At 41.7% G+C, this 11,763-nt stretch carries 14 protein-coding genes; 10 read left to right on the top strand and 4 right to left on the bottom strand.

Annotated elements, in window-relative coordinates; all coding sequences use genetic code 11:
• The first annotated feature begins 12 nt into the window (after window positions 1-12).
• Entirely contained in the window at window positions 13-369 is a 357-nt protein-coding gene (gene rplS, locus SMUL_RS17285; RefSeq protein WP_025345388.1) for a 50S ribosomal protein L19, read from the top strand.
• A gap of 78 nt (window positions 370-447) precedes the next feature.
• Window positions 448-1,311 (top strand): damage-control phosphatase ARMT1 family protein, encoded by an 864-nt coding sequence (locus tag SMUL_RS11395; RefSeq protein ID WP_025345387.1) that lies wholly within the window; start codon window positions 448-450, stop codon window positions 1,309-1,311.
• On the opposite strand, the gene SMUL_RS11390 is transcribed toward SMUL_RS11395, so the two are convergent.
• Both SMUL_RS11390 and SMUL_RS11385 read right to left on the bottom strand, forming a co-directional pair.
• A complete protein-coding gene (locus SMUL_RS11390) occupies window positions 1,308-2,180 on the bottom strand; it encodes a restriction endonuclease (RefSeq protein WP_223809698.1) in 873 nt (290 codons plus the stop codon). The genes SMUL_RS11395 and SMUL_RS11390 overlap by 4 nt on opposite strands.
• 57 nt (window positions 2,181-2,237) lie before the next feature.
• Window positions 2,238-3,398 carry an aminotransferase-like domain-containing protein gene (locus SMUL_RS11385; RefSeq protein ID WP_038533346.1) on the bottom strand — a complete coding sequence of 387 codons (1,161 nt, stop codon included), beginning with the start codon at window positions 3,396-3,398 and terminating at the stop codon, window positions 2,238-2,240.
• Between the two features lie 101 nt (window positions 3,399-3,499).
• Here SMUL_RS11385 and SMUL_RS11380 point away from each other — a divergent pair, with 101 nt between their 5' ends.
• The 3 genes from SMUL_RS11380 (at window position 3,500) to bioD (ending at window position 5,632) form a co-directional block, all read left to right on the top strand.
• Window positions 3,500-4,363, top strand: a complete 864-nt coding sequence (locus SMUL_RS11380; RefSeq protein WP_025345385.1) for an AraC family transcriptional regulator — start codon at window positions 3,500-3,502, stop codon at window positions 4,361-4,363.
• A gap of 94 nt (window positions 4,364-4,457) precedes the next feature.
• Window positions 4,458-4,880 (top strand): hypothetical protein, encoded by a 423-nt coding sequence (locus tag SMUL_RS11375; RefSeq protein ID WP_025345384.1) that lies wholly within the window; start codon window positions 4,458-4,460, stop codon window positions 4,878-4,880.
• Window positions 4,881-4,957: 77 nt separating this feature from the next.
• Window positions 4,958-5,632, top strand: a complete 675-nt coding sequence (gene bioD / locus SMUL_RS11370; RefSeq protein ID WP_025345383.1) for a dethiobiotin synthase — start codon at window positions 4,958-4,960, stop codon at window positions 5,630-5,632.
• On the opposite strand, the gene SMUL_RS16735 is transcribed toward bioD, so the two are convergent.
• On the bottom strand, window positions 5,594-6,115 hold the full coding sequence (locus tag SMUL_RS16735) for a glycine zipper 2TM domain-containing protein (RefSeq protein WP_025345382.1): 522 nt from the start codon (window positions 6,113-6,115) through the stop codon (window positions 5,594-5,596). The two genes, bioD and SMUL_RS16735, sit on opposite strands and share 39 nt — an antisense overlap.
• Window positions 6,116-6,222: 107 nt before the next feature.
• On the opposite strand from SMUL_RS16735, the gene SMUL_RS11360 reads away from it, so the two are divergent.
• From SMUL_RS11360 to SMUL_RS11340, 5 genes are read left to right on the top strand one after another with little or no spacing between them, the layout of a single operon-like run.
• Entirely contained in the window at window positions 6,223-7,095 is an 873-nt protein-coding gene (locus SMUL_RS11360) for an aspartate carbamoyltransferase catalytic subunit (protein ID WP_025345381.1), read from the top strand.
• Window positions 7,085-8,047: an aminodeoxychorismate synthase component I gene (locus tag SMUL_RS11355; protein WP_223809697.1), complete on the top strand. Its 963-nt coding sequence runs from the start codon at window positions 7,085-7,087 to the stop codon at window positions 8,045-8,047. Before SMUL_RS11360 ends, SMUL_RS11355 begins: the two co-directional genes overlap by 11 nt.
• A complete protein-coding gene (locus SMUL_RS11350) occupies window positions 8,010-8,603 on the top strand; it encodes an aminotransferase class IV (protein ID WP_025345379.1) in 594 nt (197 codons plus the stop codon). The genes SMUL_RS11355 and SMUL_RS11350 overlap by 38 nt, the downstream gene beginning before the upstream one ends.
• A complete protein-coding gene (locus SMUL_RS11345; RefSeq protein WP_025345378.1) occupies window positions 8,604-10,328 on the top strand; it encodes a M3 family oligoendopeptidase in 1,725 nt (574 codons plus the stop codon).
• Window positions 10,321-10,773, top strand: a complete 453-nt coding sequence (locus SMUL_RS11340) for a hypothetical protein (RefSeq protein ID WP_025345377.1) — start codon at window positions 10,321-10,323, stop codon at window positions 10,771-10,773. The genes SMUL_RS11345 and SMUL_RS11340 overlap by 8 nt, the downstream gene beginning before the upstream one ends.
• A 3-nt stretch (window positions 10,774-10,776) precedes the next feature.
• Here SMUL_RS11340 and SMUL_RS11335 read toward each other — a convergent pair whose 3' ends face one another.
• Window positions 10,777-11,682, bottom strand: a complete 906-nt coding sequence (locus tag SMUL_RS11335) for a LysR family transcriptional regulator (protein ID WP_025345376.1) — start codon at window positions 11,680-11,682, stop codon at window positions 10,777-10,779.
• Window positions 11,683-11,763: the final 81 nt, after the last annotated feature.

The following is an 11,763-nucleotide window of genomic DNA, read 5'->3' as shown; positions in this document are numbered from 1 at the left end:
AAAGGATACTAAATGAGAAATAAATATATTGAAGCTTTCGAAGCAGCACAGATTTCTGAGAAAAATGTTCCCGCTTTTAGAGCAGGTGATACCCTAAGAGTTGCTGTAAAAATTAAAGAAGGCGATAAACAACGTGTTCAAAATTTTGAAGGTATTTGTATTGCAAGACGTGGCACGGGTACAGGCGAGACTTTCATGGTAAGAAAAATCGGTGCAAACAGTGTTGGCGTAGAGAGAATCTTCCCAATCTATTCAGATAGCATTGATGAGATCGTTGTTCTTAGACGTGGTGTTGTAAGACGTGCGAAACTCTTCTACCTTAGAGATAGACGTGGTAAAGCTGCAAAAATTAGAGAACTTAGAAAATAATATTTTTTGGGCAGTAACGCAATTCGTGTTACTGCCTTTCTTTCTTCTCCCTTCCTCAAATCCTTCTCAAAGATCCGTATGAAAATTCAAGAACGTTGTTTAACCTGTATTTATGACCAGACCAAACGCGTGTGTGAACTTTTACATGTAAACGATGAACAATCTGCTGCTATTGATGCCCTTGCGCATCAGCAGATCAAAAATTTCGATATGAATCAAAATCCTCCCGTTAATGTGGCTCCTTTGTACGAAGCGATGGCAGAACTTTTAAACGTCGATGATCTCTATGCGGATTTTAAAAAATCATCTTCAGAAAAAGCCAAAGCTTTTCTTCCCTTGTGCGAAGCAAAAATAAATGCGAGTGCTAACACCCTTTTTGAAGCGACCAAAACAGCCGTAGCGGGCAATGTGATCGATCTTGCGGCGGTGATGTTGTACGATCTTGAAGAGGAGTTGGAGAAGATTTACCATACACCCTTTGCGATTGATGATTTTAAAATGCTTGAAGCGCAACTGAAAAACACACAAACACTGGTCTATTTAGCCGATAATGCGGGCGAAGAGATCTTCGATAAACTCTACATTCAAACCATCAAAAAACTCTATCCAACCATTGAAGTCTACTATTTTGTGCGTGGACGACCGATCATCAATGATCTTACATGTAAAGACGCACTTGCTTCTGGTATGAATGAAATCGCAATGATTGTGGATAGTGGCGTTCCAACTCCTGGGCTTGTGTTGGAGCTCATGAATGAAGAGGCGCGTGTAATTTTTGAAAAAGCGGAGTGCATCATTGCTAAAGGGATGGGAAATTACGAATGCTTGAGTGAAACCAATGGGCTTCCGATTTTCTTTCTTTTTAAAGTGAAATGCGATGTGGTAGCCTGTGCAGTGGGAGCACAGCTTGGTAATATTATCTGTAAACGTGGGATAACTTAAAAATTTTCAAACCATTCTTTATTCACATTAACTTTTTCAACTAATTCAATATTAATACCTAAGTTAAGTTCTCTTAATTTACTGACAAAATCATTTCCATCAATTAAATCTATTGGAGGGGCTCCATCACGTTGAGCCTCTTTTTTAGCTTCACGAGTAAATGTTCCTGTTGTAATAATGACACCTTTATCTGCGCGACCTATCATTGCTCCTCTAAAGTCTCTTACAATCGAAGCACTTACTGAATCTTTATATCTTTTTGCTTGAAAAACAACATGGAATGACATAACACCACCTAGTCGAATAACGCCCTTACCATCAATTCCTCCATCATTACTATATTGTGTTACTTCAACGTTGATAAACCCCAATTCTCGCAAAAATCTTTGGCATAATCTTTCAAAAGCTTGAGGATGAATTTTTTTTAAAATATCTAATAACTCTTCTTGCCATGTTAACTCTGATACTTCATCACCCAGTTCTAATTCTAAAATGTCTTCTTCATTTTGAATATCTTGCTGCAGATCTTGGCTTTTACAATGAGATAGGCTTTTAACTGCCTTACTGACAAATTGCCTAATTTCAAGGTCATCAATTTTTTGATCTTTAAACCCTTTTTCCGTTAATGCCCAAATACCTCTTGCCGAATTATCAAGAAGCCCATATCGCTTTAAATATGTTCTCGCCCATGCAAGTCTATATTCTAATTTTGTTGTATTACCTCTATGTATATCATTAATTTCTGCTTCGGTTAAGTGAAGAATCTCAATCACTTTTTCTTCAATTTCATCAATTGAGCCAGATCCTCCAAGTTGTTTTAATGAGTGGATCGTTGGTTCAAAAAGTTGATTATAGCTATACTTAAACAAGAGCAATCCTTAAAATCCAAAGTGTTGAATATTGTACCAAAAAATATGACTGAAATTTTATAGTTTATTATACGCCTCGTAAAGCTTTTTAACACCCGTTTCAATCTGCTCAAGGCTTGAGTTGGTGTAGTTGAGTCTTCCATAAGAGGTGACGCGTTTATCGGCAAAGAAAACGCTTCCTGGAACAAAGGCAACCCCTTTTTTAATAGCTACATCAAAAAGCTTCATGCTATCGGCGCATTTTTTAAAATTCACCCAAATGAACATTCCGCCCTCGGGTACAACAAATTCGATGCTATCGCCAAAAAGCTCATGCAGTGCATTAACCATCGCATCGCGTTTGGGTCGGTAGTATGCGATCAGTGTTTTGGTATGTTCTTGCAACTCACCGCTTTGCATCATTTTGGCGCAGATGTGTTGGAAAAACTTTGAGTTTTGCAGATCCGTACTCTCTTTTGAGAGTGTTAATGCGCTGATAATCTCTTGAGGTGCTTTCATCCAACCGATTCGAAAATCAGGGGCGAGTGTTTTAGAAAACGTTCCCAGTGCGATGGTCAGTTCTGGGAGCAAATCCGCAAAAGCTTTGGTTTGAACACCATCATAACGAAGCGCTTCATACGGGCTGTCTTCGAGTAAAATGACGTTGTACTTTTGAGCCAAACGTACCACTTCGTGACGATTCTCTAACGTATATGAGTAACCTGTTGGGTTTTGAAAAATAGGAATTGTATAGAAAAACTTAGGCGAATAATCTCGAAACAAAACTTCCAAAACGTCCGTATCAACACCTTTTGAGCTGAGTGGGACGGCTTTGATGGTCGCGTTGTACATGTGAAAAAGCCCAAGTGCGGCTAGGTAACTTGGATCTTCGACGATGATGCAATCTTTCTCATCCAAAAAGGTTTTACAGACCAAATCAAGCCCTTGTTGCGACCCGTTGGTGAGCATGATCTGCGTTGAGGGCGTGTTGACGTATTTCTTAGCGATCTCCACTTTTAGGGCTTCAACACCTGAAGCGTTGCTGTATTGGAACAGACGGTTGTCTTCGGTTTTGAAGAGTTCTTTAGCATGTTTTTCGATGTTTTCTCGTGGAAAAAGTGCCGCATCAGGAAGTCCGCCTGCAAACGAAATGATGGAGCTTTGTGCCGTTAAGTCTAAGATGGTACGGGTAAATGAACGTGACGCCGTGGTAACACGTTTTGCAAATTTGGTTTGCATGTCTAGCCTTTGTTAAAATGTATCGTATTATAGCGCTTCTTCTAAAACTGTGCCATCTAAAATGAGGGATTTGCTTTGTCCATTTGTGCTATAATTTTGACATGAAACACAAAATAAACACGAAAAATGATCATATTGAGCGTGTCAATGAGGTTCTTTTTTACATTCATGGTGCTATTGGAAAAAACTTTAGTGTTGAAGAGCTCTCTTCATTGGTTGCAATGTCACCGTTTCATTTTAACCGCATTTTCAAAGAGCAAACGAAAGAGAGTGTACATGCGTACATTAAGCGCGTTAAGCTTGAACATGCTGCTAATTTACTGCTGTTTAACCCCGATGCGACGATCACGCACATTATGCATGAGGTGGGTTTTAGCTCCAACGCCTCTTTCTCACAAGCCTTTAAAGAGAACTTTGGTGTGACCCCAACCAAGTGGCGCGAAGTCGATCGTGCCAATGAAAACAGGGACTATACGTTTGCGAATACCCCTTTACATGTAAAGATTGGCTCGATGCCCAGTTTTGATGTGGCATATGTGCGGCACAAAGGGTATGATCGTAGCATTAAGATGGCATGGTTGAAGCTTCAAGCATGGGCGCTTCACGAAGGCATTGATTTTGCACAGCAAAAGATGATCGGTCTGCACCACAGCAATCCTCGCTTTGTGGAATCATCCCAGTGCCATTATGTCGCCTGTTTAGAGCTTCCCTCTGAAAAGAAATTTTACCGAAGCGGTGAAGTGGGCGTGATGCGCATTCCTCAAACGTTTTGTGCACTCTTCTCACTACAAGGAAAATACGGTGATTTGAAAAAATATATGGATGTGATTTACCATGAGTGGTTGCCTAAAAGTGTATACGAAAAGGCGGCACTTCCTTCGTTTGCCTTGTACCGTAAAAACCATTTTATCGAGGCTGATGAGCTGTTTGATCTGGATTTTTGTGTGCCCGTACGATTTAAGTAGTATAAATTATGATTAATGATTTCTTTTAAGCAACCCCCAAACAAACGAAAGTTACAATCTTCACATATCACGAAAATGAGACAAGGAGTTTGTTATGGATGCACTGTTCTTAATCGTTCCGCTTGGCGTTGCCTTGAATTTATTCGCCTTCCTGTTCTTTGAAAAAAGGGCTATTGCGTCTAAAAAGCTCAAAGAGTCTAAAGGATTGCCGCCTCCGAGTGTGGAAGATTTTTACGAGAAGTTTCAACGCTATGAAACACTTACGAATGTTATCGGGTATTTTATAACGGCGTATGTGATCTCCTTAGCCCTTGCAAGCATTAAGTACGACCCTTCGTATGAGCTAACGCATGCACTCTCCTACATCTTTGCTACAACGTTTATTGGAACGCTGATTATCTTTGGAATGAAGCTTAAAAAAAGCATTCTTGTTCAAGTCTTTGCAACGTTTTTGTTCGGAGCACCACACATCGTTGCCGCGTCTCTTGGTTTTTTAACGCGTTATTTAATGGGCTAAATCCGTACTAGGACGCTTTACATGCGTCCTAGCACTAAGACCTTTTTGCTATAATAACGCAAAAAAAGAAGTTTTCTATGAAATATCCCCCCATTTTTATTACTGCCACGAACACCGATGTTGGTAAAACCTACACAACCTTAAAACTTTTAGAAGCGCTGAGTGCCAAAGGGCTCAAAGTCGGCGTTATGAAGCCGATTGAAACGGGTGTTGTGACACATCCTGTGGATGCCACACTGCTTTTTGAAACGGCAAAACGGTACCATCCGGCTCTTGAAGCGTTAAAACTTCGTGACATTGTTCCCTATCAGTTTGAACTCCCTGCGGCTCCCTTTGTGGCGAAAGGACGTAAAAAAGTGAGTTTGGAATTGTTAGAGAGTGCGTATGCCAAGATCGAAGCGCTGTGCGATATTGTCTTGATTGAAGGGGCGGGCGGGCTTTTAGTGCCCATTGAAGAAGATCTTTACATGTACGATTTTATTCGACTCTTTAATGCCAAAACACTGCTCGTTGGGCACGATCAACTCGGCTGTATCAACGATATTTTGCTCAACCTTCATCTTCTGGATGGTTTAGGTGTGGATGATTATGAGTGGTGTGTTAATTTTAAAGGAGATCGTGCCTCTTTTGATGAAACCACCCTGCCATTTTTCAAAAAAGTGTTTGGCAGAGTGCTCTCAGTCCAAGACGATATGGATGAAATTTTGAAGAGTTTAGTACGTTACCATAACGTTCAAGCGGATAAACTCTAAGGGTTTGTCCGAATACTTAACAATCGTCTGACCTTTATAGTTCGCTGTGTTGCGATACCCCATAAATTGTTCTATACTCTTCTCTTCATAACGAGTCGCACAACGTCTCTCTATGCGATACCCAGGAGGGGGCGGTGTGCTCGTTGCGTTTTCTGCAAGGTTTTTGCCCACCAATGTTCCCACAATGGCTCCGCCCACGGTTGCTGCCGTGTTTCCTCTGCCACCACCCACTTGATGCCCTAAAACACCGCCTGCGACACCACCAATGAGCGCACCCGCTACGCCGCTGCCATCATTGGACGGTTGTGGAGCATAATGCACTTCAACTTGCTCATCCCAACACTCTTGGTATGGAACCCGTGAGTTGACCATACGGTACTCTGGTTTACTGGTTATGACGCGTACCTCTTCTGTTAGATTGAGCGTCTCCGCATAAAGGAGAGAACCTAAAAGCAGAAGTGACGCATAAAAGATTTTTTTCATGTTTACTCCTTATTTGCGAATTGTAGCACATGCAATTGAACGAAGTGTTAACGAAACTTACAGTCAAAATTTGTTATTATTTTCGCAAAATCATCAAGGAGCGGTGCGTGAACCATTTGATAAATACACGGGATTTTTCGTTGGAAGAGATAGAGCAGTTGTTTGAGCGAGCAACCGAGTTTTTGGATGAAAAACCACGCGAAATTTTGAAAAATAAAACGGTCATCACCATCTTTTTTGAAAACTCAACGAGGACACGAAGCAGTTTTGAAATCGCAGCCAAACGCCTTGGCGCAATGGTTGTAAGTCTTGATGTCTCACGCAGCTCTTCGAGTAAAGGTGAAACGTTGTTTGATACCGCAGCTAACCTTGATGCGATGGGACCTGACGCGATTGTTGTGCGCCATAAAAGCTCAGGTGTGCCTCACATCTTAGCCAATTATGTCAACTGTCCTATCGTCAATGGCGGTGATGGAAGCCATGCTCACCCAACCCAAGCGCTGTTAGATCTTTTTACGATGAAGCGTCATTTTGGCGATGTTAAAGGTAAAAAAGTGGCGATAGTGGGAGACATTAAAAATTCACGCGTTGCCAACAGCAATATCGAACTTTTAGGACGTGTGGGTGTTGAAGTCATTTTGGTTGGGCCTCCGCATTTCTTGCCCCAGACCGATCTTCGTGTGCACCATAGCATCGAAGAGGTGATCGATGAGGTCGATGTCATTATGAGTTTGCGTGCGCAAACCGAGCGTCATGCCAATCAGATTTATGCCTCTTTAAAAGATTATGGAACCGATTTTTGCATCACTTCCAAACTGATGGGGGAGCGTGATATTATCATCCTTCATCCAGGCCCAGTGCATCGCAATGTCGATGTGGATGATTTTATGATGAAAGATCCACGCTCCAAAATTTTAGAGCAAGTTAAAAACGGTGTGGCAGTGCGAATGGCGGTTTTGGAGAAGCTGATTGAACATTGAGTTTGCCTCTAAACTCAATGCGTTTGGCAAAGCGCGAACGCCTTTTTTCTTTGTGATTGATTATGCAGCAAAACAGTTTGAGGTATTCGCCCTCGATGCCGTTCCAAGCGGCATTTTGTACCAGTTAGAGAGCCAAAGTAACGCTTCTAAAGCGTTTACATGTAAAGATGTTTCGTGGAGTAAAACGCCTCCTTCCAAAGAGCACTATTTCGCTCAATGTGACGCGGTTATTGAAGCAATCAAAGCGGGCAACACCTATCTGCTTAACCTTACAGCACCGACCAACGTTGAGTTTTCAGGCTCCCTTGAAACTCTTTTTTATACCGCCAATGCTCCGTTTAAACTGTGCTATCACGAGCACTTTGTCTGCTTTTCGCCTGAGCGTTTTGTGCAACTCAAAAACAATCAGATCAGCACCTATCCGATGAAAGGCACCATTGATGCGAGCATTCCCAATGCGGAAGAAATGATTTTAAACGATGAGAAAGAAAAAGCGGAGCATGTGATGGTCGTGGATCTTTTGCGTAATGACCTCTCGATGGTCTCGCGTGAAGTGCGTGTTGAGCAGTTTCGCTATGTCGAAACGATTCAAGCAGGCACCAAAGAGCTTTTACATGTAAGCTCCAAAATCACGGGAAAATTGGATGAGAATTGGCATGAAAACGTAGGCACCATCATAGCCAAACTGCTTCCAGCAGGCTCTATTAGCGGTACGCCAAAGCGGAGCAGTGTGGAGATCATAGAACGTCTTGAAGGGTATGATCGAGGCTATTTTACGGGTATTTTTGGTGTGTACGATGGGAAAAGTTTGGACAGTGCCGTAATGATCCGTTTTTTGGAAAAGACAAAAGAGGGTTGTGTGTTTAAAAGTGGTGGAGGTATCACGCTTTTAAGCGATGCCCAAAAGGAGTACGATGAGCTGTGTGATAAAGTCTATATCCCCGTGTTTTGAAACGCTCAAAGCGGTCAATGGCGAAGTACAGCATCTTTCGTTTCATCAAGCACGCTTTGATAAAACGCGCCAAGAGCTTTATGGATCAACGCAGAAAATCGCACTTTTAGAGCATTTAAATCCACCCAAAACGTTTACATGTAAAGTGCGCGTCGAATATGCCCAAACAGTTCAAAAGATTGAGTATCTTCCCTACACACCGCGTGACTTCCACACATTTTCACTCGTAGAAGCGGACATAGACTACGCGTATAAGTATTGCAACCGAGAAGCATTGAATGCCCATCTGCGCGAGGATGTTGATGATATTCTCTTTACATGTAAAGGTGAGCTCAAAGACACGAGCATTGCCAATATCGCGCTTTTCATCGATGGGGAGTGGAAAACACCCCTTCATCCACTTTTGGAGGGAACCACGCGCGCACGACTGCTCTCTTGCGGCGAATTGAAGGCTGAAGTTTTAGACATCAAAAGCCTTCAAAAAGCAGAGAAATTTGCTATAATGAATGCACTTATAGGGTTTAGAATAATTAAAAAAGTATCTATTAAGGATTGAATTTTGAATTGGGATTTATCAGCACTGTATGAAAACGAAGCGTTGCTAGAAGCAGATTTAAAAGATGCGGCATCGCGTGCGAAAAGCTTGGAGTCGGTCTGCAAAGGCAAGCTCAAAGAGTTGCATGTCAACGAATTTTTAGAGTCCATTCGCGAATACGAATCGATCAACGAGAAGCTTGGGCGCATTATGACCTATGCTTTTTTAAAATTTGCCACCAACAGTGACAATGGCGGCTTTTACGCCAAATATCAACAAGCTCACTCCAATATTGCTGAAAATCTTCTCTTTTTTGAACTTGAATTTAACAAACTCTCCAAACCAAAACAAGAAGAGTTGATCGCTTCGGCTCCAATGTACACCTACTATTTAGAATCATTGGTTGAAGAAAAACCGTATCAGCTCAGCCAAAAAGAGGAGCGCATTTTACTTAAAAAAGATATGACCTCTGCTTCAGCATTTAGCCGCCTTTTTGATGAGCATTTCAGTCGCCTCAAATTTTCCTATGAAGGGCAAAAGCTCTCGGAAGAGGAGATTTTGAGCAAACTTCAAGACGGTGATCGTAGTGTGAGACAAAAAGCAGCGAGTGCCTTTACCAAAGGACTCAAACCGCATCAACCGCTTCTTGCGTATATTTTTAACATGATTAAAACCGATCTTGCGAGTGATTGCGAACTTCGTGGCTACAAAAATGCCGAACAACCACGCCATATGGACAATAAAATCACCCAAAAAAGTGTCGATGCTTTGGTCAAAAGTGCAGAGAGCAGCTTTTCCTTGGTGCAAGAGTATTACGTGCAAAAAGCAAAACTTTTGGGGCTTGATGAGCTGTATGAGTACGACCGCTACGCACCACTTGAAGCTTCCAGTGCCTCATTTGATTTTGAGACATCCAAAGCGATTGTCTTAGATGCCTTTGCAAAATTCAATCCTAAATTTCATGAAATTGCCACAATGGCGTTTGAAAAAGGGTGGATCGACGTATTTCCTAAAGATAAAAAACGAGGGGGCGCTTTTTCGCATCCAGCAACGCCTTCGACCCATCCGTACGTGCTTCTTAACCACACGGACACCAGGCGCGATCTTTTTACTTTAGCGCATGAGTTAGGGCACGCGATTCATCAGTACCTTTCACGCGGTGTGGGCTACCTTGGAAGTGACACGCCCTTGACGACCTCTGAAACCGCTTCGGTGTTTGCGGAGATGCTTATTTTTGATGCGATCAAAGATAACTTAAGCGCGAGCGAAAAACGCTCTTTGTATGCGAGTAAAATCGAAGATATTTTTTCCACACTTTACCGTCAAATCAACTTTACGACCTTTGAGCGCAAAGTACATGCACATGAGGGCGAGTTGGACCTTGAAACGTTTAATCAATACTGGATGCAAGAGAGCCAAAAGATGTTTGGCAAAAGCATTACGCTGAGCAAAGATTATGCGCTGTGGTGGAGTTATATTCCCCATTTTATCCATTCTCCTTTTTACTGCTACGCCTACAGTTACGGGCAGTTACTCGTCTTAGCGCTGTACGGACTTTACAAAAAAAGCGATAAAGCTCTTTTTGTGCAAAACTACACCACTTTTTTAAGTGCTGGGGGCAGTCAAAGTCCTAAAGAGCTGATTAAAAAGTTTGGGTTTGATATTGAAGATGAGGGTTTTTGGCAACTGGGAATTGGAGAGATCGAATCTATCTTGGCAGAATTTAAAGGAATGTGCGATGCTTGAAGGCTTACTAGGAAGTGAAGAGTTTCACGGCTTGATGAAAAAACACGCCAAAGAGGTGTTGGAGATGCTTCTTAAACGGGGTGTTAATTTTTCGATTTTGACCAACATCGCTGATGTGACATTTGATCCAGCCCTTCCTTCTCATATCAGTCAAAATTTTAAACCCATAACGATGTTCTTTTTAGCAGGATACACGTTTGAGAGTACCCAAATTTACAACGGCAGAATCAGTTTTGAAGCAGGTTTTGGAAGTGATAATTTTGGCTCATTGGTCTCTTTGCCAATTGAGGCCATTTTGCAGATTATTATTGAAGAGATTCCTGTGTTTATTAACTTAAGCACACCGCCAAAAGCAGCAACTCAAGTGCCTAAAGAGACGGGAATTAAGCGCTCCATGGAAGCGCTTATGTCCAATCCCAACAATCACAACTTAATTAAAAAGTAGTCTTTAGGCTTTAATATCGTGTTTGTTCATAATGTAGTTGATGACACTGTCGATGAGTGCATCATGCTTGCGGTCTTTGATGTAGCAAAGATAGAGCATACGTGTGAGCTTCAGCCCTTTCATTTTCGTTGTAAATAAAAGACCTTGTTCCACTTCATCTGCCACAATATGTTTTGAGAGAATCGAAACAGTTGGGGTCTCTTCAATGTTCGCTTTCATCAGGGTGTGTTTGACTGCGGTTGAGCTTGTGACAATGCTCTTAACCTTAAAACTTTTACAATCAATATCCATCTTTTCAAACGTTTCATGAATGATTTTGCGCGTATTGGACTCTTCTTCACGGCAAATCCAGTTGTAAGAGAGCAGATCCTCTTTTTTAACAAGCTTTGGAAGAGGGGAACGGCTTGTGATGACGAGTTCATCTTCTAACCATTCGCGGTAAATAATCCCTTCTTGAAAAATAGGCGCTTCAATCAACGCCAAATCGACTTTTCGATCGATCAGTTTTTCCGTAATATCCAGCGCATCTTCCACTTTGAGCATCACATTGTTTTTGATTGCCTCTTGGATGTCATTGAGAAAATCTGGCAAGATATAATTGCCAATCACAGGTGAGGCACCAAGGACAAAAATAACCTCTTTATTGACCAAGCGAAGCATTTCGCGCTCAGCCGCTAAGAGGTGTTTTTCAAGCTTGAGGGCTACTTTGTAAAGCTCTTCGCCTGCGGTCGTGAGTTTAATACCATTTTTTTTACGATCGACGATTTGAATATCGAGGTATTCTTCTAAGAGTTTGATCTGTTGCGTGACAGCAGGCTGGCTAATGCCCAGTTTTTTAGAGGCTTTGGAGAAGCTCTTTTCGCGCACAACGGTTAAAAAGGTTTCTACTTTGGAGAAATCTTTAAGCATGAAATAATCCTTATAATTTTCTTTTATAACTTGCATTGATTATAACAAAAAATAATAGCAAAAACAATGTATTTTTCGATT

Origin of the sequence: Sulfurospirillum multivorans DSM 12446, from assembly GCF_000568815.1 — a bacterium.
In the GTDB taxonomy this organism is placed as follows: Bacteria; Campylobacterota; Campylobacteria; order Campylobacterales; family Sulfurospirillaceae; genus Sulfurospirillum; species Sulfurospirillum multivorans.
This window is presented reverse-complemented; position numbering and strand designations above follow the sequence as displayed.